This window comes from Bradyrhizobium sp. Rc2d, assembly GCF_900099855.1.
GTDB lineage: Bacteria > Pseudomonadota > Alphaproteobacteria > Rhizobiales > Xanthobacteraceae > Bradyrhizobium.
In genome coordinates, this window is sequence record NZ_FNCU01000002.1 from 307,978 (window position 1) to 332,629 (window position 24,652).

Below are 24,652 nucleotides of genomic sequence, written 5' to 3' on the forward strand. Positions count from 1 at the left end.
CGGGGTGGGGTGACGGTCTCGCCACATCCAACAGTGCCCGAGGGGAGAGATCACCCCACCCCGCTCGCACTGCGCGCGATCGACCCTCCCCCTCCAGGGGAGGGTAAGAGAAACCGCGCGAGCCTCGCGCTGAATTCCCCCGCCAGCACGCGCCATTGGAACAGCGGCGAATCCTTCGGCGGCGAGAGCTCGGGTGTCCAGCCGGTGAGCTTCTCAAGCACATAGGTGTCCATCACGCGCCCACGCCAGCGGCGCTCGACCTGGCCAAGCGGCTCGCGTTTCGCCGGGATGTTCTCCCACATCGATGATCGATTGTCCGGCTCCCGCCCGACATAGATGCCGGCTTGGCCCTTGATCCGATCCATGCCGGGATCGCGGAAATCCTGGAAGCGGCCGCGCTCGTTGAGCTCGACCACGGGCACGCGGCCCCTGAACAGCCAGCGCATCATGGCGTAGGTGCGATAGTCCGTGGTGGCGATCCAGGTCGCGCCGGTCTCGTCCAGCGCGGCCTGCGCGCGCGCGGCGACCTGCTCGTAGCCGGCTTCCGCGCCGATCGGGTCGATCTTGCCGAGGAGATTCCAGGGCGCGGCCACGTAGTAGAGGAACACGATGACGACGAATGCGATGCCCGTCGTGATGGATGTCCTGGCCCAGAACGCTGACGATCTGAGCATGCGCGCCGACCAGCCCTCCTTCGTCATCGTTGCGAGGTTCACAGCCGCGGCGGCGAAGCCGACCGGCCACATGAACATCGGCCAGGTGTCGCCGACCCGAAGCGTCATCGACTTGACCAAGAAATAGAGAAACGGCACCAGCACCGCGGTCGACAACAGGATCGCGACCGGCTCGCGCGTGCGATAGCCGCGCCATGCCGTCAGCACCAGGCCCGTCAGCACCACCGGCAGCATCACGAAGCCGACAAGGCCGAATTGCAGGCCGATGTAATCGCCGATGGTGCGGAACGAGATGCCGTAACTGGCAGTGGCGCGCACGCCCTGGAAGCGAAACGAGGCCCAGTCGTGCTGCGCATTCCAGATCAGCACCGGCGAGAACACGAGGGTCGCGACCAGCACCGCGAGATAGGGATAGGGGCTGCGTAGCCAACGCCAGCGCCAATCTGGCACGAGTAGAAAAGCTGCCACGGCGGGCGCGAACATGATCGCGGTGAATTTCGACAGCATCGACAGACCCGCGAACAGGCCGGCCGCGAGCCACCAGCGTCCATCGCCGCTTTGCGCGAGCCGCACTAGCGACCACATCATCGCCACCGCAAACGGGATCATGGCGACATCGGGCGCGACCTTGGCCATCAGCAGGCCGTAATAGAGCGCGGCCTCCGGCATCAGCACCGCGATCATGATCGCTCGTGCGTCATGGGTGAGACGGCGAACGATGTCGGCGAGCAGCAGCTGCGTCACCAGCATCGCGACGATGCCGCCGAAGCGAACGCCAAGCGCGGTGTCGCCGAAGATCGCAGTGCCGGAGCGAATGAGCCAGGCGACGCCAGGCGGATGATCGAGGAAGCTGAGCGCGGCCTCCTTCGACCAGGTCCAGTAATAGGCCTCGTCGGTGCGCAACTCGATCGCGGAGGCGTAGACGATGCGCAGCACGGTCATCGCGGCGATGATCGCTGCGGCCATCACGAAGGGCCGGCGCGCGGCGCCGCGGAGGGGCACGGTGATGTCAGGGGCTGTCGTCACGGCCGCGCTTTTCGCCAACCTGGGAGGGGGAGTCAATGCGGGCCGCCACCGCCGTCCCGGGCAAGCGAAGCGCAGACCCGGGACCCATAACCACAGGGTGGAGTTTGGCGAAGACTCGGAGTTACCAGCCCGTCGCACAACATCTTTCTGTGATTATGGGTCCCGGATCGGCGCGCGCTTGGAGCGCGCTTGTCCGGGACGACGGCGGAGCGGAAGGACGCGGAATGGTGGGCACGGCGCCAAGGCGCCTTTGCCCACCCTACGATTCCGTAACCTTGCCGCGGCTGTGACCTCACAACCTGTCCAGCCCTGGAATTAAACGCTACGCTGGCTGTTCTCCTTCATGAACTGATACAACCGAATCATGGCCACCGCTCCCATACAGATGTCCGTCGTCCGTGCCACCAGCGTGCGGCAGGTGCGGCTGATCTGTGGAATCATCCTGTTCTCCTATGTGGTGAGCCATTTCCTCAACCATGCGCTCGGCAACATCTCGGTCGATGCCATGGAGGCCGGGGTCTACTACCACACCCTATTCTGGCAGTTCCTCCCCGTCGCGATCGTGTTCTACACGGCCGCACTCACCCATATGGGGCTCGGCCTCTATGCGCTGTACCAGCGCCGGCAGTTCCGCTGGCGGACGATCGAGCCGCTCCAGCTGGTGCTGGGCTTGAGCATCCCCGCTTTGGTCATGGCGCATGTGATCGGGGTGCGGCTCGGCCAGACGCTGTACGGACACCAAAAGCTGTATCCGCAGGAACTCTATCTGTTCTTCGTCGCATCGCCCGGCCGGCTCTGGCAGATGACGATCCTGCTTCTCATTGCCTGGGTGCACGGCTGCATCGGCATCTTCTTCTGGCTTCGCCTCAAACCGTTCTTCACGCGCGCGGCACCCTATCTGCTCGCGGCGGCCGTGCTGATCCCGACGCTGTCGCTGCTCGGCATCTATCAGGGCGGCCGTAGCATCGCCGTCGAGAGCGACGATGGAGAATGGCGTACGCACAATCTCACCCGCCGCCAGGTCGGCACGGTCGCGGAAGGCAATACGCTCGACCGCATCACCGGCGGCCTCACCGTCGGTTATTTCGGCCTGCTCGGACTGGCGCTGGCGGCGCGCGGCGTGCGCGCGTTGCGCGAACGGCGCGGCGGCATGATCGCGCTATCCTACGGCAACGGCAAGACGGTGCGGGTTCCCAAGGGACTGTCGGTGTTGGAAGCGAGCCTGCGCCACAATGTGCCGCATGCCAGCGTCTGCGGCGGCCGCGCCCGCTGCTCGACCTGCCGCATCCGCATCATCGGCGACCATGGTGCCCTGCCCGAGCCGTCGCAGCGCGAGGCCTTCGTGCTGACCCGGGTCGGCACCAGCGATCCCTCGATCAGGCTCGCCTGCCAGCTGCGGCCGACGTCCGACCTCTCCTTCTTTCAGCTTTTCACCCCGCACACACTCTCCGCGAATGCGCAGGCTTCGACGCCCGCCAGAATTGGCCAGGAGCGCTATCTCGTCAGCCTGTTCGTGGACATGCGCGGCTCGACGCAGCTTGCCGAGAAGCGGCTGCCGTTCGACACCGTCTTCATCGTCAACCGCTTCCTCGGCGCGGTGTCGCAGGCGGTGATCGAGAACGGCGGTCAGCCGAACCAGTTCGTCGGCGACGGCATGCTGGCGCTGTTCGGGCTGTCGGCCGATCCGCAAACTGCCTGCCGGCAGGCCCTGAAGGCGGCCGCGGCGATCGCCATGCATATCGACGAGCTCAACGAACTCCTGAGCCACGATCTGCGCCAGCCGATCCGCTTCGGTATCGGCATCCACGGCGGCGAGGTCATCATCGGCGATATCGGTTATCGCGATCACATCGTCTTCACCGCACTCGGCGATGCCGTCAACGTCGCGGCCCGCCTGCAGGACATGACCAAGACGCTGGCCTGCGAGGCAATCGTGTCGGAGGAAGTCCGCCGCACCGCCGGCCTTGCCGAGCACGCCCTGCCGCAGCAGGAGGTCGCGATCCGCGGCCGCGACGAGCCGATGGCGGTGCGCGTCATCGCGGATGCGAGGGAGCTGACGGCGCTGGTCGACGGGAGCGTGCGGGTCGCAGCTTAAGGCGCAAGCCTCAGGGGGAGTGCGCTCCCTCCCTCGCCTGCGGGGGAGGGTTGGGGAGAGGGTGCCTCGACAACGGGACAATCCCCCAGAGGAGAGAGCCCTCACCCGGCGCTCCGCGCCGACCTCTCCCGCAAGCGGGAGAGGTGGAGTGCACCGTCGCTGCCGTTACACGACTCCCTCTCATCACCACGTAACACCGGCCTGCTGCAACGCAGCGGCATGGGCTTGCTGCGAAAGCACGAATTGACTTCGTCCAAATCGTTGCGACAGTTGAGCGCGGGATCGCGGTGATGACCGTGATCCAACGAAAAGCTCCGGGAGGGGACCAGAATGTTCGATCGACGCGACCTGCTCAAGGGAGCGGGTCTTTCCGCACTTGCGGCCACACTGAGCTCAGCCAAAGCACTGGCGCTCGACACCGTCACCCTGCCCTTTGCCAATGGCGAACGGCCGCTGGTGAAGTATCCGCAGAAGCGGCCGATGATCGGCCTGACCAGCCGGCCGCCGCAGCTCGAGACGCCGTTCGCGGTGTTCAACGACGGCCCGATCACGCCGAACAACGCCTTCTTCGTGCGCTATCATCTCTCCGACATGCCCTACAATCTTGATCCCGACAAGTTCACGCTGGAGGTCAAGGGCAAGGTCGACAAGCCGCTAAGACTGTCGCTGAAGGACATCAAGAAGATGAGGGCGACCGAGATCGTCGCCGTCAACCAGTGCTCGGGCAACAGCCGCGGCTTCTTCGAGCCACGCGTCGCCGGCGGCCAGCTCGCCAACGGCGCCATGGGCAATGCGCGCTGGCGCGGCGTGCCGCTGAAGGCGGTGCTGGAGATGGCGGGCGTGCAGGCCGGCGCCAAGCAAGTCACCTTCAACGGCATGGACGGCCCGGTCAACGACAAGACGCCCGATTTCATCAAGGCGCTCGATATCGATCACGCCACCGACGGCGAGGTGATGCTGGCCTATGGCATGAACGGCGAGGACCTGCCGTTCCTCAACGGCTTCCCGCTGCGCCTGATCGTGCCCGGCTATTACGGCACCTACTGGGTCAAGCACCTCAACGAGATCACGGTCATCGACAACGTCTATGACGGCTTCTGGATGAAGTCGGCCTATCGCATCCCCGATACGCCCGACAATGCAGTCGAACCGGGCACTGCGCCGAAGGCGACGATCCCGATCAACCGCTTCACCATCCGCTCCTTCATCACCAGCGTCCCTGATGGCGCCAAGCTGAAGGCGGGAGCTACGACCCTGCGCGGCATCGCCTTCGATGGGGGCAAGGGCATCAAGGAGGTCCAGGTCTCCACCGACGGCGGCAAGACCTGGACCAGCGCCAAGCTCGGCAAGGATCTGGGCAAATACTCGTTCCGCGAATGGAAGCTGCCGGTGAAGCTCGCGGCTGGCAGCCACGATCTCAAGGTCCGCGCCACCAGCAATGGCGGCGAGACCCAGCCGGACACGCCGCTCTGGAACCCCGCGGGTTATTTGCGCAATGTCGTCGAAACCATACGCGTGACCGTGGCCTGAAGGAGAATGATCATGCAGCGCACCGTTCTCCTCGCCATCTCGCTCGCCCTCGTCGCCGTGATCGGTTCGGCACTTGCGGCGCCGGTCAATTACAAAACCCCAGACGAGGTCGCGGCGTTCAAGCCGGGGCCCAATCTCGAGGTCGTGCAGGGCAATTGCGGCGCCTGCCACTCGTCCGACTACATCGCCACGCAGCCGCCGATGAAGGACAAGAAGGCCTTCTGGCAGGCCGAGGTGACCAAGATGATCAAGGTCTATGGCGCACCGATCGACGATGCCGATGTCGGCAAGATCGTCGATTATCTGGCCGCGACTTATTGACGGATGGCGCGCCGCGTGCCGGCCATTTGACCGCGAAACGGGCAAAACCGGCAAAAACGCTGCGAAGTTGAGCGGAATTCGGGGAAATGCCGATGTGGTTTGAGCTACCAAGCCTGCCACATTCCGCGTATCCTGTTAGGACCGAACCGGCCGGTTGGCGGGGACTGGCGGTTCGAGATCTCGGAGGAAGACCCGCGGAGAAGTCGTGATGGCTAAAGGTACGGTCAAGTGGTTCAACCCGACGAAGGGTTATGGATTTATCCAGCCTGCGTCGGGTGGCAAGGATGTGTTCGTGCATATCTCGGCAGTGCAGAAAGCCGGTCTGTCCACCCTCAACGAGGGACAGACGGTGGAATACGAAGAGATCGCAAACCGGGGCAAGACGTCCGCAGAGAACCTCAAAGTATAAGCCCGCGCCAGCCATTGCTGCCTCCCGGATCTGTCCGGGAGCGGGGCCAAAAAAATTTCAGAAGACGGCCAGTGCATTCGACGACAGGCGTTGCGATTGCACAGGGATAGCTATTTTTTTCCGTGACGACCGCTCGTTCAACGCCACAGCAATGACAATCGCGACAGCACTTCGCTAACCCACCGGCAACGGTGCGTCGCGCTTGATCTCTTCCATCACCGCATAGGTCCGCGTCTCGCGCACGCCCGGCATCGACAGCAGGGTCTCACCGAGGAAGCGTCGATAGGCGGTCATGTCTGCCAGCCGCGCCTTGACAAGATAGTCGAAGCCGCCGGCAACCATGTGACACTCCAGCACCTCGGGCGCGAGCTTCACGGCACGCGCGAAACGCTCGAAATTGTCGGGCGTTGTCTTGTCGAGCAGCACCTCGACGAACACCAATAGACCGAGGCCAAGCCGGTGCGGATTGAGCCGGGCGCCGTAGCCCTCGACAAAGCCCTCGCGCTGCAAGCGCTTCAGCCGCTCGCCGATCGACGTCGGCGACAGCCCGATGCGCTCGGCGAGCTCGACATTGGCGATGCGCCCATCCTCCTGCAAGATCGAGAGGATTTTCCGGTCTATTCGATCAAGTTCCATATTATACGCGGTAAAATAGGGAATGATCTTCATTTTCTAAGGCAATTCGGTTAAATTGTCCATCGAACCACGGTAACGCGGGCCTTACCCTGGATTTCAGCCACAGGACACGCCATGCCGAACATTCCGCCGCCCTTCTCCGCCCCCTACGCGCCCGATGATAGTGACATCGCCGCGCGCCTGTTGCCGGCCTCGCATCTGTCCCCGCCGCAGGAGGCGCGGATCGACCGCACCGCTACGCGGCTGATCGAGGCGATCCGCAAGCGCGACGATCGCCTCGGCGGGGTCGAGGACATGCTGCGAGAATTCGCGCTCTCGACCAAGGAGGGGCTCGCGCTGATGGTGCTGGCCGAGGCGCTGCTGCGCGTGCCTGACGCACGCACCGCCGACCAATTCATCGAGGACAAGCTCGGCGAGGGCGATTTCATTCATCACGAGACCAAATCCACCGCCTTCCTGGTCAATGCCTCGGCCTGGGCACTTGGCATCTCGGCGCGGGTGATCCAACCCGGCGAGACGCCTGATGGCACCATCGGCCGGCTGGTGAAGCGGCTCGGTGCGCCGGCCGTGCGCACCGCCACGCGCCAGGCGATGCGGCTGATGGGCAATCATTTCGTCCTGGGTGAGACCATCGAGCAGGCGCTGGAGCGCGGCCGGCCGCGCTCCGGCCAGAAGCCGCGTTATTCCTTCGACATGCTCGGCGAAGCCGCGCGCACGGCAGCGGACGCAACGCGCTATTTCGACGCCTATGCGAGCGCCATTGAGACGATCGGCAAGACCGCCGGCAGCCATCCTCTCCCCGACCGGCCCGGCATCTCGGTCAAACTGTCGGCGCTGCATCCCCGCTTCGAGGCGATCAGCCGCGAACGCGTGATGCGCGAACTGGTGCCGCTGCTGCTGGACCTAGCGCAACGCGCGAAGGCCCATGACCTTAACTTCACCGTCGATGCCGAGGAAGCCGACCGGCTGGAGCTGTCGCTCGACGTGATCGCGGCAACGCTCGCCGATCCCTCGCTTGCCGGCTGGGACGGATTTGGCCTGGCGATCCAGGCCTATCAGAAGCGCGCGAGCGCGGTGATCGACTATGTCGAGGCGCTCGCCCGCGCGCATGACCGCAAGCTGATGGTGCGGCTGGTCAAGGGCGCCTATTGGGACACCGAGATCAAGCGCGCGCAGGAGCGCGGGCTCGACGGCTATCCCGTGTTCACGCGCAAGGCGATGACGGACCTGAACTACGTCGCCTGCGCGTCAAAACTGCTCGGCTTGCGGCCGCGCATCTTCCCGCAATTCGCCACCCACAACGCGCTGACCGTCGCGACCGTGCTGGAGCTTGCCGGGAAGAGCGGCGGCTTCGAATTCCAGCGCCTGCATGGCATGGGCGAAGCGCTCTACGAGCAGCTTGCCAAGGATCACCCCGAGATCGCCTACCGCACCTATGCACCGGTCGGCAGCCACCGCGATCTGCTCGCATATCTGGTGCGGCGGCTGCTGGAGAATGGGGCAAACTCCTCCTTCGTGGCCCAGGCGGCCGATTATCGCGTGCCAGTCCTGGCGCTGTTGCAGCGTCCGGCCGATGCCATCGAACGTCCGCAACAGGCGGCTCATCCCAAGATTCCCCTCCCCCGCGATCTCTTCGCGCCGGAGCGCCGCAATTCGCGCGGCGTCGAATTCGGTGAGCATGCCGCGCTCGACCGGCTGCTGGCCGACGTCAAGGCCGAGACGGCCGATCTCATGCCCATCACCGACACGACGCCGGATCAGGCCAACGCAGCGGTGGCTGCGGCGCGCGCCGGCTTTGTTGCCTGGAGCCGGACGCCGGCAGCCGCGCGCGCGGCGGCGCTGGAGCAGGCCGCGCATCTGCTGGAGAGCCGCAGCGCCCATTTCATCGCGCTGCTGCAAGCCGAAGGCGGCAAGACGCTGGACGACGCGTTGTCCGAGTTGCGCGAGGCCGCCGACTTCTGCCGCTACTATGCCGCGCAGGGCCGCAAGCTGTTCGGAGTTGATGCCGCCATGCCGGGCCCGACCGGCGAGAGCAATGCGCTCGCCATGCGCGGCCGCGGCGTCTTCGCCGCGATCTCGCCGTGGAATTTTCCGCTCGCGATCTTCCTCGGCCAGGTCACGGCGGCGCTTATGGCCGGCAACAGCGTTGTGGCCAAACCTGCCGAACAGACCCCGCGCATCGCGCGCGAGGCCGTGGCCCTGCTGCACGAGGCCGGTATCCCCAAAAGCGCGCTGCATCTCGTCACCGGCGATGGTCATATCGGCGCCGTGCTGACCGCGCATGCGGACATCGCCGGAATCGTCTTCACCGGCTCGACCGAGGTGGCGCGCCAGATCAACCGGACGCTCGCCGCCAAGGACGGGCCGATCGTGCCGCTGATCGCCGAGACCGGCGGCATCAACGCCATGATTGCGGACGCGACCGCGCTGCCCGAGCAGGTCGCCGACGACGTCGTGACCTCGGCGTTCCGTTCCGCCGGCCAGCGCTGCTCGGCGCTGCGGCTCTTGTTCGTGCAGGAGGACGTCGCCGACCGCATGATCGAGATGATCGCAGGCGCGGCGCGCGAGTTGAAGATCGGCGATCCCAGCGACGTCGCAACCCACGTCGGGCCGGTGATCGATCGCGAGGCCAAGCAGCGTCTCGATGCCCACATCGCGCGGATGAAGACGGAAGCGCGGCTGCACTTTGCAGGCCACGCACCAGAGGGCTGCTTCGTCGCGCCGCACATCTTCGAGCTCAAGGACGCCGGCCAGCTCACCGAGGAGGTGTTTGGCCCGATCCTCCACGTCGTCCGCTATCGGCCCGAGACCCTAGAACGTGTCCTGCAAGCGATCGAGCGCACCGGCTTTGGGCTCACGCTCGGCGTCCACTCCCGCATCGACGACACCATCGAGGCGATCATCGATCGCGTCCGGGTCGGCAATATCTACGTCAACCGCAACATGATCGGCGCCGTGGTCGGCGTGCAGCCGTTCGGCGGCAACGGCCTGTCCGGGACTGGGCCCAAGGCCGGCGGCCCGCACTACCTCGCGCGCTTTGCGACCGAGCAGACCGTGACCATCAACACCGCGGCAGCCGGTGGCAATGCTGCGTTGCTTGCGGGGGAGGAGTGAGGCCCTGCGCCAGGCGTCGTTGCATCCCGCGGAAACATCGGTCTAATGCTCCCATGATGGGCTCGCGCCAATTCCAGCGCGCGGGAAACGACAAGAGCGAGGGAGCAACGCCGCGATGGAAAAGGGCATTTTTGCGGGGCTGAAGGTTCTGGACTGCGCGAGCTTCATCGCAGCGCCCGCGGCCGCGACCGTGCTGTCGGATTTCGGCGCCGACGTCGTCAAGATCGAGCCGCCCGGCACTGGGGATCCCTACCGCAATCTGCCGAACCTTCCTGGCTATCCGACCGGCGAGCACAATTTCGCCTGGCTGCTGGAGGCCCGCAACAAGAAGAGCATCGCGCTCGACCTCTCCAAGCCGGAAGCGCAGGCCGTGCTTTACAAGCTGGTGGCGGAGGCCGACGTCTTCATCACCAACATGCCGCCGCCGGTGCGCGCCAAGCTCGGCATCACCTATGACCACCTCGCCCATCTCAACGACCGACTGATCTACGCCTCCTTCACGGGCTATGGCGAAAAGGGCGAAGAGGCCAACAAGCCCGGCTTCGACAGCAACGCCTATTGGGCGCGCTCCGGCCTGATGGACCTCGTCCGCGCCGATACCCACACGACACCCGCCCGCTCGGTCGCCGGCATGGGCGACCATCCCTGCGCGATGGCGTTCTACGGCGCCATCGTCACCGCGCTCTATCAGCGCGAAAAGACCGGCAAGGGCTCGCATGTCGCGTCCAACCTGATGGCGAACGGGGTGTGGGCGGCGAGCGTGCTGGCGCAGGCGAAACTCTGCGGCTCGAAGTTCGGCGAGCGGCGCCCGCGCGAGCGCGCGCTGAACGCGGTCGCCAACCACTACCAGTGCAAGGACGGCCGCTGGCTGATCCTGTCCCTGCTCAACGAGGAGCGGCAGTGGCCGACGCTGGCGCGCTGCCTCGGGCGCGAGGATCTGATCGACGATCCCCGCTTCGTCACCAAGCCCGACCGCCACGCCCGTTCGGTCGAGCTGATCAAGATTCTGGACGATACCTTCGCGACCAAGGATCTCGCCGAATGGCGCAAGATCCTCGACGGCAATGGCCTCGTGTTCGGCGTCGTCGCCATTCTCGACGACATCCCCAACGACAAGCAGATGCTCGACAACGAGGTGCTGGTGCCGTTCGAGAACGACACCATGCTCACCATCAACAGCCCGATCTGGATCGATGGCGCCAGGAAGGTCCAGCCGCGCAAGCCGCCCGGCGTCGGCGAGCACAGTGACGAGATTTTGCGCGGCGCGGGATACGACGAGGCGGCGATCAAGCAGCTGCGGGCGAAGGGGGCGGTGGGGTAAGGCCGAGTCGCTCGCTCCGAACACCGTCATTGCGAGGAGCCCTTGCGACGAAGCAATCCAGACTGTATCCGCGGATGCATTGCTGGATTGCTTCGCTACGCTCGCAATGACGATGCCGTACTATCCCGATATAGTTTCACGACCACATTCGTCGTCGTGAGGTCCCCATGCCCAGCTATCGCCTGCACTACTTCCCCGAATCCGGCAACAGCTACAAGCTGGCGCTGATGCTCTCGCTTTGCGGCGAGAAATTCGAGCCGGTCTGGACCGATTTCGGCGGCGGCGTCACGCGCACGGCGGAGTGGCGCAAGGCCGTCAACGAGATGGGCGAGATCCCCGTGCTCGAAATCGACGGCGTGAAGATGACGCAGACCGCGCCCCTCCTGCTCAAGCTTGCCGATCAGTACGGGCGTTTCGGCGCCGAGACGGACGAGGAAAAGTTCGAGCTGTTGCGCTGGCTGTTCTGGGACAACCACAAGCTCACCGGCTACATGGCGACCTACCGTTTCATGCGCGCCTTCACCGAAAAAAACGATCCGCAGGTGCTGAAGCATTTTCGTCGGCGGCTCGAGGATTTCCTTGGCATCCTCGACGGACACCTCCAACACAATGAATTCGCGATCGGCGCAAGGCCGACGATCGCCGATATCTCGATGATGGCCTATCTGCACTATCCGAGCGACGAGCACGGCTTCGAATTCGCGGCAAGCCATCCCGCCATCCACGCCTGGCTCGGCCGCATGGCCGCCCTGCCCGGCTGGAAGCCGGCCTATGAGCTACTGCCCGGAAAACGGATGACGAATTACGCGAAGTGAGGACGCCGGCTACCGCAACGCCAGCCAGCCGAGCGTGAACAAAATCCCACCGATGATGACTGCCATCGCGACCGCCCAGATACTGACGCGGATGCTGCCGGTGACCTGCTTGGCTTCCTCATTGCGCGCGATCTCGCGATTGCGCTCCTTGTTGGCCTCGCTCGTATCCGTCATGGGTCATCCAAATCGCTTGGTTGCTTTATCTTGCGCAGGATCTTTTCGAAAAACCGCTACACACTTTTTCGGATCACGCGCTAACGCGTCTTGATGAAGCACATGCCGATGCGGCGCGAGGCCGCGGCAGCCTGACAGGTGAGACCTTTAGCACAGCTCCATGACGTAAAACTCTTGTCCGCCGTTCCCGATCCCGCAGTTTGCAGGGAACAGTGCGCGCCCCAGCCGTCCTGATATTCGGTGCCAGCGAGCTCGCGGCTGCCGCGGGTCTGCGGTCGGCTGGCAAATCCGCGCGAGAAATCAGGGCGTTTGCCCGCGGCGAATGCGGTCAGGATGTCGCGGCGGCGGAGCTGGTCGCCGAAGAAATGCGGCGAGGCCGGCACGATGGTGGAATTGAACGGCTTGTCTGCGAGCCAATCCACGCCCGGGAAATGGAAGCCGCCGATGCCGCGGGTCTGGTGGCAGCCGGCGCAGGTGACGTCGTTGAGGCGGCGCTGAAAGCCAGCGACCGAGCGGACGCTCTGCAGATCGATGCCGCGCCCGGCAGCCTGTTTCAAGGCACCGACCACGTCGTCATCGCTGAAAACGGGATCGTCCCTGCCCTCCGCTTTTCCTTCTCCCTGCATCATGCCGAACTCCGGCTGCAAGGCGGAGGCATCGAGCCCGGCGGGTGTCGGCACCACCGCAGATGTCGCCAGGAATTTCTCGGGGATCAGCACCGTGCCGCGATCGAACTCGCGCAGATTTTCGGGCGCGAGCAACCAATCCCTGAAGCCGCGCCGAAGCGCATCGTCGCCAAGGATCCGGTCGCGATCGATCTGGTTCTCCAGCGTCGATTCCTCGAACTGCTTGGTGGCAGCGTCGTACTTGAACACCTTGAGCAGATAGTCGGAGCGGAAATCGTGTAGCGCCGATTTCAGCGCGACGGAGACTTGGACGTTGGTCTCGATACGATCGAGCATGGCATCGTCAGAGGAGAAGCGATTGCCGATCAAATCTTGCCAGTCGCCATTGTCGAGCCAGCGCCGCGCGATCTCGGCGCAGCTGACGGGATTGCCGTTCGCGTTCGTCTGGCGCGCGTCGCGCGCCTTCATCACCAGATTGAGCGTCATCGGCAGGCGCGTCGCGGTCTTGCCGCCGTCCGGCCTGCCCTCGAAACGCGCGAGACGGTAGATCAGCCGGATCTCGCCGCAGGACTCTTCCGAGACATAGGCGCGGTCCATGCGGTTGACGATGCCGGCGAGGACGAAACGCGTGTCGCGCGATTTCAGATTGGCGAGATCGAACAATTGGACTTCAAAACCCTCGCCGACGCCGATCGTCTCGCCCGGATATGTCGCCTTGTACCGAGAGATGTAGTGGTCGAATTCCGCATCGATCGCCGGCGGAATCGCTTTGAGCTGTGGCAGCGACGAGAACAGCAGGTCGGTCGTGAGCGGAACGTCGGCGTTCCGCTCCGGCCATAGCAGGCGCGCGATCGTGAGCGCGTCGCTCTGATCGAGCCGGCGCAACAGATCGGGATCGGTGATCGCCGTGCCGCGCGCCAGTTGCGCATTCTCCGCCGCCGAAAGCGAAACGACGCCGCCCAACAATGCAGCGACAGCAACGAGAATTCGCAACGCGCGGCTCATGCCTCCAGTAACACCGCGCGGGGATGCCTATTCAAGCAAAAAGGCGCTTCACATGGTGGTGAAGCGCCTCTTCGAAAATCGAATATCGGACGCTCAGCGCGCGACGATCAGGCCCTTGCTGGTGACGACGACCCAGCGGCCGTCTTGGCGGCGGATCGCATCGACGCGGCCGATGCCGGGGATGGGATCGCCGGGATATACTTCGTAGAGGCCGTCGCGGCCCTCGATCAGCGCACCGCCATTGGCAGCGTTGCGCAGCCTCCAGCCTTCGATCGTCGGCAGGCGGCCGACCTCGGTCTTGGGCGCGGCAGGGGCGGGAGCCGGTGCGGCTGCGGCAGTCGCGACCTGGGTCGGTGCGATCGAGCCGGTGGTCTCCTTGGCGGGCGCGGCGGCTGCGGCCGGCGCAGGGGCCGGCGGCGCGGCGCGGAGCTTGTCGACCGTCTCCGAGAGCTTGGCGATCTTGGCCATCGGCTCGGCCTGCGCCTTCTCGAGCTTGTCGAGACGGTCGTTGGCCCGGTTGAGCTGGCTGACGCCGGTTTTCGAGCTGTGCTCGACATTGGCCTTGAGCGCGACGAGGTCGGCATCGATCCGCGCGACGGAAGCATCCAGCGCGCTGGTATCGGCGACCTGAACCGGCGCCGGGGCCGGGGCGGCAAAGTGCATCATGCCGGCGGTCGCGAGCGCGCCGCTGATCGCGCCGACGCAAGCGGCAATCGCAACCACCGCGGCCATCGCCGACAAGCGGCGCTTGCCGCCGGTTTCGCGCGGTTCCTCCGCCTTGACGTGGGGAGCAAAATCCTCGCGGTCCCACGAGCGCTCCGAGGGCGCCATCACGATCAGCTTGCCGGGGCTCGGCTCGACCTTGGGTTCAGCCTTGGACTCAGTCTTGTGTTCAGCTTTGGCTTCGAACTTCGGCGCCTCGATTTTTGGCGGCTCGACCTTGACCGGGTCAGGCTTGGGCGGTGCCTCGTGGTCGGGTGCGATCGAGGGGGCCTCGATCCCGGCAGCCTCGACGGCCTGCGGCGCGGTCGCTGCGGCTTCGACGGCGCCATGATCCAGGGCGGCCTGCTCGGGCATTGGTTCGCTCACGGCTCAAATACTCCAGTCTAGGTTGACCTTTTGGTAACTTTCATTGCTTGCGAAATCCTTACCTTAGGACCCGCTTACCGAAATTTTAGGAACTCGTCCGAGGCCGAATTTGGCCGGGAAAGTGGAACCGGCGTGGCGGCGTGCAACAAATTGTAATCGAGGCAAGATGAACGGCCGCGCAACGGCCGGGCCGTCGCCCTTCGAAGCTCGCTGCGCTCGCGCCTCCAGCGATAACGGCTTCGCCGTTGCGCGAGGGTGACGGTGAGAGAGTCGGCGGCGCTGTCTCCAGTTGTCATTGCGAGCGCAGCGAAGCAATCCAGAATCTTTCCGCGGAAAGACTCTGGATTGCTTCGTCGCATCAGCGCAAAATTGCTCCGCAATTTTATCGCGAGCTCCTCGCAATGACGGAGCGCGCGGCGGCTACCTCGTCCACATCACAGTCCGTCACATCAGCACCGGCGCATCCGGCAGCTCGTTCGAACGCGGTCCTTGCAGCGGGAAATGCCGCGCCAGCTCGCGCGACACGGCCTCGATGCCGGCGATCACGCCGCGTTCGAACTGGCCCGACCTGAACTCCGTCTCCATCGCCCGGCAAATCTTTTCCCAGCCTTCCGCGCCAACCTTCGCGTCGATGCCGCGGTCGGCCACGATCTCGACGTCACGGTCGGCGAGCAGGAGATAGATGAGGACGCCGTTGTTGTGCGCGGTGTCCCAGATGCGCAGATGCGAGAACACATCGAGCGCTCGCGCCCGCGCCGGCTGGTTGCGGAACAGCGGGCGGCCGTCGAGCGCGCCTTCGACCACGAAGCGGACCTGCCCGGAGTGGGTGGCTTCGCCCCGCTTGATCGCCTGCTCGATGCGGTCGAGCACGGCTTGCGGAAAGATCTGCTTTGCCCGCCAATGATGCTGCACGAGGTGTCTGGCAATGCGCTTCATGCTCATGACCTACCAGCTCCCCGAGGCGCCGCCGCCGCCAAAACTGCCCCCGCCGCCGCTGAAGCTGCCGCTGTCGCTCGATGAGCCGCTGCTCCAGCCGCCTCCCGATGATCCGCTCGACCACGAACCGCCGCGCGACGATCGCGTGCTTGGCCCCATCGCCGAAAACAGATCGGCGATGAATCCGATGATGAAGCCGAGCACGCCGAGACCGATCGCAAGCGCAAGAGAGCCAAGAATGAGCCAAGTCAGCGCGGCGATGATGCCACCGGTCGCCAATGATCCAAGCAACCGCCCCAGCATGGCCCGGAAGAACCCGCCGATCCCGATCGAGGCGAACAGCGTCACGATGAAGACCGGCGCGAGGTCGTCCAGATGGCCGAAGCTGACGGTCGGCGAGGGAACCGGCAGCGGCTCGCCGTCGATGACCCGGATCATGCGATCGACACCATCCGAGATTCCGCCGCTGAAATCGCCCGTCCTGAATTTCGGTGTGATGACTTCATCGATGATCCGCCGCGACGTGACGTCGGTGAGCGCGCCTTCGAGCCCATAGCCGACCTCGATGCGCAAATGCCGGTCGTTCTTGGCGACGATCAGGATCGCGCCGTCATCGACCTTCCTGCGCCCGATCTTCCAGGCGTCGGCAACGCGGATCGAGAACTGCTCGATCGTCTCCGGCTGTGTCGTCGGCACGATCAAGACGGCGACCTGGCTGCCCTTACGGTTCTCGAAATCGCGCAGCTTTTGCGACAGCGCGGCGATGTCGCCGCCGGAGAGCGTGCCGGTCTGGTCGACCACGCGGCCGGTGAGCTCCGGCACGGCGACGTCGGCCGAGGCTGGGAGCGCGAAGGCGAGACACAGGATGAGCAGGAGAACGCCGCGCTGTAAGAAGGCAGAACGGGCGCGCCAAAACCTCGCTGTCATCGCCCGGCTTGACCGGGCGATCCAGTATTCCAGAGACGCCAGAGGACTACGGTGAAGCCGCGGCGTACTGGATTCCCCGCCCTCGCGGGGAATGACGGCGGTGGGTGGGGGTAAGGGCATTTGCAAAACGGCGCGTGCTTACTTCGATGGCGCCGGGTTGAAGTCCACCTTCGGCGCGGTCGAGATTTCTTTCTCGTTCTCGACCGAGAAGTTCGGCTTCTCCTTGTAGCCAAACGCCATCGCGGTGAGGTTCGTCGGGAACGATCGGACGGTGACGTTGTACTCCTGCACCGCCTTGATGTAGCGGTTTCGCGCCACCGTGATGCGGTTCTCGGTGCCCTCGAGCTGCGACATCAGGTCCTTGAACAGCGCATCCGATTTGAGCTGCGGATAGTTCTCGGTGACGACGAGGAGCCGCGACAGCGCGCTGGTGAGCTCGCTTTGGGCGGCCTGGAATTTCTGGAAGGCGGCGGGATCGTTCAGCACCTCCGGCGTTGCCTGGATGCTGCCGACCTTGGCGCGGGCATTGGTGACGCCGAGCAGCACGTCCTTCTCCTGCTGGGCAAAGCCCTTCACCGAATTGACCAGATTGGGCACGAGATCGGCACGGCGCTGATACTGGTTCACGACCTCGGACCAATTGGCCTTGATCTGCTGATCCTCGCTCTGGATCGCGTTGTAGCCGCAATTGGTCAGGCTCAGCGAGGCCAGCGCCGCCAGCACGGTGAGGATCTTGCGCATCAAATTTCTCCCGGTGGAATCTGGTGCAAACTACCAGATTAAGCGCGTGAGAAAAGCAGCCGACCGACGCAAGCCTCTTGCCTATCCCTCGCCCACATAGTCAACTCGGGCAAAACAAGAACGGAAACGCCAGGGGAAAGCGATGAGCTCGTTCGAGACCATCCTCGTGGAGCGACCGGAGCCGGCGATTGCCCGGATCGTGATGAACCGGCCCGAGGCGCGCAACGCGCAAAACCTGCAAATGACCTACGACCTCAACGCCGCCTTCGATGCGGCGGTGCAGGACGATGCGGTCAAGGTCATCATCCTCGCCGGCAACGGTCCGCACTTTTCGGCCGGGCATGACCTGCGTCCCGGGGCTAAGAATGCCGCGGGCGTCGATTTTCCGCCGATTGGAAATTGGGGCGGTTTTGCCGAGCCCAATGCCCATGGCCGCTTCGCGCGCGAGCAGGAAATTTATCTCCAGATCACCCGGCGCTGGCGCAATCTGGCAAAACCGACCATTGCCGAGGTGCACGGCAAGTGCATCGCCGGTGGGCTGATGCTGGCCTGGGCCTGCGACCTCATCGTCGCCAGCGACGATGCGCAGTTCTGCGACCCCGTCGTCACCATGGGCGTCTGCGGGGTCGAATGGTTCGTGCATCCCTGGGAGCTCGGCCCGCGCAAGGCCAAGGAATTCCTGTTCACCGCCGACAGCTGGAGCGCCCAGGAGGCGCATCAGCTGGGTATGGTCAACCAGGTCGTGGCGCGCGCGGAGCTGTCATCAAGTGTGCTGGCGCTAGCGCGGCGGATCGCGACAAAACCGTCCTTTGCGCTGAAGCTGACCAAGGAGGCGGTGAACCGCTCGGTGGACGTTATGGGCCAGCCCGCCGCGATCGACCAGGCCTTTGCGCTGCATCAGCTCTGCCACGCCCATAATCTCCAGGAGTTCGGCATGATCGTCGATCCCTCCGGCCTGCATCCCTCCGTGCGCAAGCCGCCAGTGGCGGAGTAGCCCCATGGACCTCAATCTCAGTGACGAGCAAAAGTTGCTGCGCGAGAGCGCGGAGCGGTTCGTGGCCGAAAGCTACGATGCCGATCATCGCCGCAAGATGGCGAACGATCCGCTCGGCTTCAGCCCTTTGGTGTGGAAACAGTTCGCCGAGCTCGGCTGGCTGTCCCTGCCGATCGCGGAGGAATTTGGTGGGCTCGGCGGCGGCGCGGTCGATGTCGGCATCCTGATGGAAGCTTTTGGCCGCGGGCTGGTGTCGGAGCCCTATGTCGCAACCGTGGTGCTGGGAGCCGCGCTGATCGCTAGATGCGGCACTACGGAGCAGAAGCAAGCGAGCCTGCCCAAGGTGACGGACGGATCACTGAAGCTCGCATTGGCGCATTCCGAGCGCGCCGCACGGTTCGATCTCGCCAAGGTCGCGACGGTCGCGGACAAAACGGCGCAGGGCTGGCGCCTTTCCGGCAGCAAGATCGCCGTCCTCGACGGCCATGCTGCGGACGAGATCATCGTCTCCGCGCATGTTCACGATCATCGGGGACCTTCGGGACGGATCGGCCTGTTCCTGGTGCCGGCGACGACGCCGAGCATTGCGATCAGCGACTATCAGCGCCTTGGCGGCGGACGCGCCTGCAACATCGAGCTGTGCGACGTGCATCTACCTGAAGACGCTCTGCTCGGCGACGGTCACGACGCGCTACCCGCCATCGAATGGGCCATCGACCGCGCCATGGCCGCGCTCGGTGCGGAAGCTGTCGGCACCATGCAGACGCTGCTCGACACCACGCTGGAGTACACCAAGATTCGAAAACAGTTCGGCCGTCCGCTCTCGGCCAACCAGGTGATCCGCCACCGCCTCGCCGACATGGCGATGCAGGTCGACGAATCCCGCTCGATGGCGCTGCGCGCTGCGCTGAAAGCCGACGCCGATCCCGTTGAACGCGCGCGGGCCGCCTCGGGTGCGAAGGCGAAGATCGGCAAGTGTGCGCGCTTCGTCGGCGAGCAGTCGATCCAGCTCCACGGCGGCATGGGCGTCACCGAGGAGCTCGAGGTCGGCGCCTACTTCAAGCGCCTCGTGGCCTTCGGCACGCTGTTCGGCGGCAGCGCGCACCACTATGCCCGCCACGCCGCGCTGGGCCGCACCAAAGCGCCGGCCTGACACTGGGAGAGCCTCATGGACCTGTCGTTCAATGCCGAGGAGCGCGCCTTCCAGGACGAAGTGCGCAACTTCATCGCGAAGAATCTCACTGACGAGATGAAGCGCGCGACCGCGCTGACGCCTTCGGTGTTCTCCGACCCCGACATCGGCATGGCCTGGCAGCGTACGCTGCACCGCCAGGGTTGGGGCGCGCCGGGCTGGCCGGTCGAGCATGGCGGGCCGAACTGGACACCGGCGCAGCGCTGGATTTTCGAGACCGAATGCGCGCGCGCCGGCGTGCCCAACGTCAACGTGATGGGCGTGAAGATGGTCGGGCCCGTCATCATCGGTTTCGGCAGCCCCGAGCAAAAGAATTTTTATCTGCCGCGGATTCTCTCCGGCGAGGACTATTGGTGCCAGGGTTATTCCGAGCCGGGCTCCGGCTCCGACCTCTCGTCGCTGAAGACGCGCGCGGTGCGCGACGGCGACGATTACATCATCAACGGTACGAAAATCTGGACCACGCATGCGCATCACGCCAACCGCATGTTCGCGCTGGTGCGCACCAGCGACGGCCCGCGGCAGCAGGACGGCATCAGCTTCATCCTGATCGACATGAAGACGCCGGGCATCACCACGCGCCCGATCCTTACCATCGGCGGTGACCACGAGGTCAACCAGGTGTTCTTCGACGACTTGCGCGTGCCCGTCGCCAACCGCGTCGGCGAGGAAGGCAAGGGCTGGACCTACGGCAAATATCTGCTCGAGTTCGAGCGCGGCTCGGGCATCGCCTCGGCAAAACTGCGCGAGGGCTTGAAGGCAATTGCTGATCTCGCCGGGTCCGACCTCACGGGCCGCGCGATCGACAGTCCCGATATCGCGACGCGCATCTCGGAGGTCGAGGTCGACATCGATGCGCTGGAGATGACCGAGCTGCGCGTGCTCTCGGCGCTGCAGACCGGGCAAAATCCCGGCGCGGTGTCGTCGATCCTGAAGCTGCGCAACAGCGAAATCCGCCAAGCCGTGACGCGGCTCGGGGCCGACGTGATCGGCCACGACGCGCTCGCCGTCGAGCCGATGCGCCCGCTCTACAAGCTCAACCACGAGCCGGCGATCCCGGAGGAGATGCTGACGGTGATGCCGGAATATCTCAACGGCCGCGCCTATACGATCTTCGGCGGCACCTCCGAGATCCAGCGCGACATCATCGCGAAGATGATGCTGGGGATTTGAGGCTCGAGCTGGCGCTGCATTCTCCGCTGTCGTCCCGGCCTAGTGCGCAATTGCGCACGGGGGCCGGGACCCATACTCCGGGGAGAAGCTGTGGTGCGAAGCTGATAACCACCAGCATTCACCAAATTTGACTCGGTGGTTATGGGTCCCGGCCTTCGCCGGGACGACAAGCTGAGTTTGGGGCAGCGACGGAGAACTCCTACCCCGCCTTTGCGTCGCGGATCGCCTGCCAGATCTTCTGCGGCGTCAGCGGCGTATTCAGCTGAGTGATGCCGAGCTCGGCCAGCGCGTCCATCACGCCATTGGTGACGCAGGGCGGGCCGCCGATGGCACCGGATTCGCCGCAACCCTTGGCGCCGAGCGGATTGGTGCGGCAGGGCGCGGAATCGTCCAGCGTCACCACGATCGGCGGCACGTCGTCGGCGCGCGGAATGCAGTAGTCCTGGTAGCTCGCGGTGAGGAGCTGGCCGTCGGGATCATAGGACACACCCTCATACAGCGCCTGGCCGATGCCTTGCGCAACGCCGCCATGGATCTGGCCCGTCACCAGCATCGGGTTCACGGCGATACCGACGTCGTCGACGGTGGTGTAGCGCACGACCTTGGAGACGCCCGTCTCGGGGTCGATCTCGACCTCGCAGATATGCGTGCCGTTGGGCCAGCTCGGACCATCCACCTCCCCCTCGGAATCGACGCTTAGCCTGGCGCCGCTCTCCTTCTCGGCGAGATCGAACAGGCTGATGCGGCGGTCGGTGCCGACCACAGTGAGCATGCCGCCCTGATATTCGATGTCCTCGACCGAGGTCTCCAGCGCGTTCGCCGCCTTCTCGCGCGCCTTCTCGATCAGGTCGTTGGAGGAGACTGCCACGGCGGTGCCGCCGACGAACAGTGAGCGCGAGCCGACGCTGCCAAAGCCCATCGCCAGATCAGTGTCGCCCTGAACCACGTCGATCTTGTCCATGGGGACACCGAGCGTATCCGAGATCATCTGGGTGTAGGTGGTCTGCAATCCCTGCCCCATCGCCATGGTGCCGGAATGCAGGACGACGCGGCCCTGCGAGGTCGCGTGCAGGCTGACCTTCTCGGTATGCGCACGCCCGCCGGTCCATTCGATATAGGAGGTGAGACCGCGGCCGTAGAGCAGGCCCTTCTTCTTCGCCGCCTTCTTGCGCGCAGCAAAGCCGTCCCAGTCGGCGAGCTTCACGGCGCGATCGAGCATATGCGCGAAGGCGCCGGAATCGTAAACCTGGCCCGCCGCGTTCGTGTAGGGCAGCTGCGCCGGCTTGATGTAGTTGGCTTTGCGGATCGCGCGCGGATCCATGCCGATCTTGCGCGCAGCCGCGTCGAACAGGCGCTCGACGATGAAAACGGCTTCGGGTCGGCCCGCGCCGCGATAGGCGCCGACCGGCGCGGTGTGCGTCATCACCGACTGCACCTCGAAATGCACCAGCGGCAGATCGTAGACGCCGGTCTGCACGAACGGCCCGAGCACCAGCGGGATGATGTTGGCCGCCCCCGAGGAATAGGCGCCGGTGCAGCCGATCGACTTGACGCGATAGGCCAGCACCTTGCCCTTCTCGTCGAGCGCGAAGGAGGCGGTGGAGGTGAGGTCGCGGCCGTGGGTGCCGCCGACGAACTCGTCGGTGCGATCGCCGCGCCAGCGGATCTTCCGGTTCAACTTGGTCGCGGCATAGGCGACGAGGCCATCTTCGGGATAGAGGTTGGTCTTCTGGCCAAAGCCGCCACCGATGTCGCCGACCAGCACGCGCACGCTGTCCTTGGGACGCTTCAGCACGGCTTCCGCCAGCACGTCGCGGGTCGAGGCCGGCGTTTGCGACTGCACGTGCAGCAGCAGGCGGCCGGTCTTCTTGTCGATCTCGGCAATGGTCGAGCGCGGCTCCATCGCGGAAGGAACGAGGCGCTGGCTGACGAGATCGAGCTCGACGGTATGCGCGGCCTTGGCAAAAGCCTCGTCCACCTTGGACGCATCGCCGTAAGCCATCGCGCCGACGATGTTGTCGGGCGCCTCCGGCCACACCACGGGCGCACCAGGTTTGACCGCCTCGACCGGGTCGACCACCGCAGGCTGCACGTCGTATTCGACCACGATCGCTTCGGCCGCGCTCTGCGCCTCAGTGCGCGAGGCGGCCACCACTGCGGCGACCGCTTCGCCGGCATAGCGCACGACTTCATGGGCGAGCAGCCGGCGCGGCGGCACCGTCATCGGCTTGCCGTCGGGACGCTTGAAGATGTTGAGCGTCGGAATGCCACCGATGTCGTCCTTGACGAGGTCCGCGCCGGTGTAGATCGAGGTGACGCCGGGCATGGACGCCGCGGCGCTGGTGTCGATCGAGACGATCTTCGCGTGCGCATGCGGCGAGCGCAGCACATGCAACCACAGCGCGCCGTCCTCCGGCTTGTCGTCGATGAATTGCCCCTTCCCGGTGAGCAGCCGCTGGTCTTCCAAACGCTTGACGGGCTGGCCCGCTCCGAAACGCAAATTGCCGGGAAGAATGTTCATTCCGCTATGTCCTTGAAATCCGGAAAACGACCGCGGCGGTTTTAGCCGATTTTGCAGTCGATACAACCGAGCCGCGGCACATGTGCCACGCCCCCTTTTGCGGGGGTCAGGAACGCTCGATGTCGATGATGCCCACATTCACGTCGCGGCTGTCCGAGCCGCGCTTGACAGTGAGGCGGACGGTCTTCCCGGCCCCAGCCTGCTCCAGCGCATCGGACAAGTCGGCGAGGCGCCGCACCGGCTTGCCTTCGACTGCGGTGATGATGTCTCCGACCGCTCCAGTCGATAAGTTGACACCGCGAATCCCTGCCCGTTCGGCAGGGCTGCCGGGGGCCGTCCGCACCACGATCACCCCTTCGACGCCAAGCCGCGTCGAAACATCCTCGCTGGCGGCGACGATGCCGATGCCGGGCGTTGGCACGCGGCCGTTGCGGATGAGCTCAGGGACAATCCGGTTCACGACATCGACCGGCACCGCGAACCCGATGCCGGCGTTCGATCCGGACGGTGAGATGATCGCCGTCGTGACACCAATCAGGCGGCCTGCGGAATCCAGCAGCGGCCCGCCTGAATTGCCTGGATTGATCGCGGCATCAGTCTGGATCACATTGGCAATCTCCCGGCCGCCATGGGTCGGAAGCCTGCGCTTGAGGGCACTGATGATGCCGCTGGTCATCGATTGATCGAGCCCGAAGGGATTGCCGATCGCAAAGGCGGATTGTCCGACCTTCAGGTCGCTCGAACTGCCGAGCGCCACCGGCGGAGGGAGTTCGCGCACGCTCCGGATTCGCAGGACCGCAAGATCGTAATTGGGGGCCGTGCCGATAAGGTCCACCTGGGCCACCTCTCCCGACGCAAAGCGCACGGCGATCTCGCCGCCATTGGCCACGACATGATTGTTCGTCACGAGGTGACCCTCGCGGTCCCAGACGAATCCCGTGCCGGAAGCGCCGCCCTGGCCTTCCTCACCCATGAGAGGATTGGCCGCCGATCTCGCCGCCACCTGGACAACCGAAGGAGACACGCGCTCGAAGATGTCGATCGTGGCCGTTTCGGCCTCGGACAGCGGCCCGCGCTGCTCGACGGCTCGCGCGGTGGGAGTGGTCCATGGCGCATGTTGGATTTTCGCAGCAGTAATTACGAGCAGCAGAGCGGCAAGAGCTGCCGCGGCAATTCCGTATCGACGATTCATGGCGATCACCGCGGTGTGTGCTGAAAGCAGTGTTCGGAATGCACATGCATGAGATGGCGGACCTCGCTCACGCGGCAACGTCGCAAGCGGCGGGAAGTTTCCTGACCAAGGCAGATAGGGAACGGCTTTGCTTTCGGCAGG

The 24,652-nt window shown here is 65.0% G+C and carries 20 protein-coding genes; 10 read left to right on the plus strand and 10 right to left on the minus strand.

Annotated elements, in window-relative coordinates; all coding sequences use genetic code 11:
• Positions 1–50 precede the first annotated feature (50 nt).
• A complete protein-coding gene (locus tag BLV07_RS05900) occupies positions 51–1,640 on the minus strand; it encodes a glycosyltransferase family 39 protein (RefSeq protein ID WP_176945364.1) in 1,590 nt (529 codons plus the stop codon).
• Positions 1,641–2,064: 424 nt separating this feature from the next.
• On the opposite strand from BLV07_RS05900, the gene BLV07_RS05905 reads away from it, so the two are divergent.
• The 4 genes from BLV07_RS05905 to BLV07_RS05920 all read left to right on the plus strand — a co-directional run bounded on the left by BLV07_RS05905 (position 2,065) and on the right by BLV07_RS05920 (position 6,055).
• Positions 2,065–3,795 (plus strand): adenylate/guanylate cyclase domain-containing protein, encoded by a 1,731-nt coding sequence (locus BLV07_RS05905; RefSeq protein ID WP_091881076.1) that lies wholly within the window; start codon positions 2,065–2,067, stop codon positions 3,793–3,795.
• Between the two features lie 330 nt (positions 3,796–4,125).
• Positions 4,126–5,325 (plus strand): SorA family sulfite dehydrogenase catalytic subunit, encoded by a 1,200-nt coding sequence (gene sorA / locus BLV07_RS05910; RefSeq protein ID WP_091881078.1) that lies wholly within the window; start codon positions 4,126–4,128, stop codon positions 5,323–5,325.
• A gap of 12 nt (positions 5,326–5,337) precedes the next feature.
• Entirely contained in the window at positions 5,338–5,646 is a 309-nt protein-coding gene (gene sorB, locus BLV07_RS05915; protein WP_176945356.1) for a SorB family sulfite dehydrogenase c-type cytochrome subunit, read from the plus strand.
• Positions 5,647–5,854: 208 nt separating this feature from the next.
• Positions 5,855–6,055, plus strand: a complete 201-nt coding sequence (locus BLV07_RS05920) for a cold-shock protein (RefSeq protein WP_008563500.1) — start codon at positions 5,855–5,857, stop codon at positions 6,053–6,055.
• Between the two features lie 174 nt (positions 6,056–6,229).
• On the opposite strand, the gene BLV07_RS05925 is transcribed toward BLV07_RS05920, so the two are convergent.
• On the minus strand, positions 6,230–6,691 hold the full coding sequence (locus BLV07_RS05925) for an Lrp/AsnC ligand binding domain-containing protein (RefSeq protein ID WP_018643717.1): 462 nt from the start codon (positions 6,689–6,691) through the stop codon (positions 6,230–6,232).
• 114 nt (positions 6,692–6,805) lie between these two features.
• Here BLV07_RS05925 and putA point away from each other — a divergent pair, with 114 nt between their 5' ends.
• From putA to BLV07_RS05940, 3 genes are all read left to right on the plus strand, one after another.
• Positions 6,806–9,805, plus strand: a complete 3,000-nt coding sequence (gene putA, locus BLV07_RS05930; protein WP_091881083.1) for a bifunctional proline dehydrogenase/L-glutamate gamma-semialdehyde dehydrogenase PutA — start codon at positions 6,806–6,808, stop codon at positions 9,803–9,805.
• A gap of 115 nt (positions 9,806–9,920) precedes the next feature.
• Positions 9,921–11,126, plus strand: coding sequence for a CaiB/BaiF CoA transferase family protein (locus tag BLV07_RS05935; RefSeq protein ID WP_091881085.1), 1,206 nt, complete (start codon positions 9,921–9,923; stop codon positions 11,124–11,126).
• Positions 11,127–11,293: 167 nt separating this feature from the next.
• Positions 11,294–11,941, plus strand: coding sequence for a glutathione S-transferase family protein (locus BLV07_RS05940; RefSeq protein WP_091881087.1), 648 nt, complete (start codon positions 11,294–11,296; stop codon positions 11,939–11,941).
• Positions 11,942–11,950: 9 nt separating this feature from the next.
• Here the strand turns inward: BLV07_RS05940 and BLV07_RS47360 are convergent, their stop codons facing one another.
• The 6 genes from BLV07_RS47360 to BLV07_RS05965 all read right to left on the minus strand — a co-directional run bounded on the left by BLV07_RS47360 (position 11,951) and on the right by BLV07_RS05965 (position 17,439).
• Positions 11,951–12,115: a hypothetical protein gene (locus tag BLV07_RS47360; protein ID WP_176945357.1), complete on the minus strand. Its 165-nt coding sequence runs from the start codon at positions 12,113–12,115 to the stop codon at positions 11,951–11,953.
• An 80-nt stretch (positions 12,116–12,195) separates the two neighbouring features.
• Positions 12,196–13,746: a hypothetical protein gene (locus BLV07_RS05945; RefSeq protein ID WP_091881089.1), complete on the minus strand. Its 1,551-nt coding sequence runs from the start codon at positions 13,744–13,746 to the stop codon at positions 12,196–12,198.
• A 93-nt stretch (positions 13,747–13,839) separates the two neighbouring features.
• Positions 13,840–14,823, minus strand: a complete 984-nt coding sequence (locus BLV07_RS05950; RefSeq protein ID WP_176945365.1) for a hypothetical protein — start codon at positions 14,821–14,823, stop codon at positions 13,840–13,842.
• Positions 14,824–15,279: 456 nt separating this feature from the next.
• The gene (locus BLV07_RS05955; protein WP_091881093.1) at positions 15,280–15,777 is read right to left on the minus strand and encodes a TPM domain-containing protein; all 498 of its coding nucleotides are present in this window, start codon (positions 15,775–15,777) and stop codon (positions 15,280–15,282) included.
• 3 nt (positions 15,778–15,780) lie between these two features.
• Positions 15,781–16,698, minus strand: a complete 918-nt coding sequence (locus BLV07_RS05960; RefSeq protein WP_244550975.1) for a TPM domain-containing protein — start codon at positions 16,696–16,698, stop codon at positions 15,781–15,783.
• A 138-nt stretch (positions 16,699–16,836) separates the two neighbouring features.
• Positions 16,837–17,439, minus strand: a complete 603-nt coding sequence (locus BLV07_RS05965) for a LemA family protein (protein WP_091881097.1) — start codon at positions 17,437–17,439, stop codon at positions 16,837–16,839.
• A gap of 142 nt (positions 17,440–17,581) precedes the next feature.
• Between BLV07_RS05965 and BLV07_RS05970 the strand changes: the two genes are divergently transcribed.
• From BLV07_RS05970 to BLV07_RS05980, 3 genes are read left to right on the plus strand one after another with little or no spacing between them, the layout of a single operon-like run.
• A complete protein-coding gene (locus BLV07_RS05970) occupies positions 17,582–18,433 on the plus strand; it encodes an enoyl-CoA hydratase (RefSeq protein ID WP_091881099.1) in 852 nt (283 codons plus the stop codon).
• Positions 18,434–18,437: 4 nt separating this feature from the next.
• On the plus strand, positions 18,438–19,586 hold the full coding sequence (locus BLV07_RS05975) for an acyl-CoA dehydrogenase family protein (RefSeq protein WP_091881101.1): 1,149 nt from the start codon (positions 18,438–18,440) through the stop codon (positions 19,584–19,586).
• Positions 19,587–19,601: 15 nt separating this feature from the next.
• Entirely contained in the window at positions 19,602–20,798 is a 1,197-nt protein-coding gene (locus BLV07_RS05980; RefSeq protein ID WP_091881103.1) for an acyl-CoA dehydrogenase family protein, read from the plus strand.
• Between the two features lie 199 nt (positions 20,799–20,997).
• On the opposite strand, the gene BLV07_RS05985 is transcribed toward BLV07_RS05980, so the two are convergent.
• Positions 20,998–23,319, minus strand: coding sequence for a xanthine dehydrogenase family protein molybdopterin-binding subunit (locus tag BLV07_RS05985; protein WP_091881105.1), 2,322 nt, complete (start codon positions 23,317–23,319; stop codon positions 20,998–21,000).
• A gap of 106 nt (positions 23,320–23,425) precedes the next feature.
• Complete coding sequence (locus BLV07_RS05990; protein ID WP_091881107.1) at positions 23,426–24,511, minus strand: S1C family serine protease; 1,086 nt, start codon at positions 24,509–24,511, stop codon at positions 23,426–23,428.
• Positions 24,512–24,652 lie beyond the last annotated feature (141 nt).

Coding starts and splice junctions, on each gene's coding strand:
- BLV07_RS05990 (WP_091881107.1), bottom strand. CDS start 24,511: ATGAATCGTCGATACGGAATTGCCGCGGCAGCTCTTGCCGCTCTGCTG.
- BLV07_RS05905 (WP_091881076.1), top strand. CDS start 2,065: ATGGCCACCGCTCCCATACAGATGTCCGTCGTCCGTGCCACCAGCGTG.
- BLV07_RS05940 (WP_091881087.1), top strand. CDS start 11,294: ATGCCCAGCTATCGCCTGCACTACTTCCCCGAATCCGGCAACAGCTAC.
- BLV07_RS05900 (WP_176945364.1), bottom strand. CDS start 1,640: ATGGCCGCAGCGATCATCGCCGCGATGACCGTGCTGCGCATCGTCTAC.
- BLV07_RS05950 (WP_176945365.1), bottom strand. CDS start 14,823: ATGCCCGAGCAGGCCGCCCTGGATCATGGCGCCGTCGAAGCCGCAGCG.
- BLV07_RS05935 (WP_091881085.1), top strand. CDS start 9,921: ATGGAAAAGGGCATTTTTGCGGGGCTGAAGGTTCTGGACTGCGCGAGC.
- BLV07_RS05955 (WP_091881093.1), bottom strand. CDS start 15,777: ATGAGCATGAAGCGCATTGCCAGACACCTCGTGCAGCATCATTGGCGG.
- BLV07_RS05975 (WP_091881101.1), top strand. CDS start 18,438: ATGGACCTCAATCTCAGTGACGAGCAAAAGTTGCTGCGCGAGAGCGCG.
- sorB (WP_176945356.1), top strand. CDS start 5,338: ATGCAGCGCACCGTTCTCCTCGCCATCTCGCTCGCCCTCGTCGCCGTG.
- BLV07_RS05925 (WP_018643717.1), bottom strand. CDS start 6,691: ATGGAACTTGATCGAATAGACCGGAAAATCCTCTCGATCTTGCAGGAG.
- BLV07_RS05960 (WP_244550975.1), bottom strand. CDS start 16,698: ATGACAGCGAGGTTTTGGCGCGCCCGTTCTGCCTTCTTACAGCGCGGC.
- BLV07_RS05985 (WP_091881105.1), bottom strand. CDS start 23,319: ATGAACATTCTTCCCGGCAATTTGCGTTTCGGAGCGGGCCAGCCCGTC.
- BLV07_RS05920 (WP_008563500.1), top strand. CDS start 5,855: ATGGCTAAAGGTACGGTCAAGTGGTTCAACCCGACGAAGGGTTATGGA.
- BLV07_RS05970 (WP_091881099.1), top strand. CDS start 17,582: ATGAGCTCGTTCGAGACCATCCTCGTGGAGCGACCGGAGCCGGCGATT.
- BLV07_RS05945 (WP_091881089.1), bottom strand. CDS start 13,746: ATGAGCCGCGCGTTGCGAATTCTCGTTGCTGTCGCTGCATTGTTGGGC.
- putA (WP_091881083.1), top strand. CDS start 6,806: ATGCCGAACATTCCGCCGCCCTTCTCCGCCCCCTACGCGCCCGATGAT.
- BLV07_RS05980 (WP_091881103.1), top strand. CDS start 19,602: ATGGACCTGTCGTTCAATGCCGAGGAGCGCGCCTTCCAGGACGAAGTG.
- BLV07_RS05965 (WP_091881097.1), bottom strand. CDS start 17,439: ATGCGCAAGATCCTCACCGTGCTGGCGGCGCTGGCCTCGCTGAGCCTG.
- BLV07_RS47360 (WP_176945357.1), bottom strand. CDS start 12,115: ATGACGGATACGAGCGAGGCCAACAAGGAGCGCAATCGCGAGATCGCG.
- sorA (WP_091881078.1), top strand. CDS start 4,126: ATGTTCGATCGACGCGACCTGCTCAAGGGAGCGGGTCTTTCCGCACTT.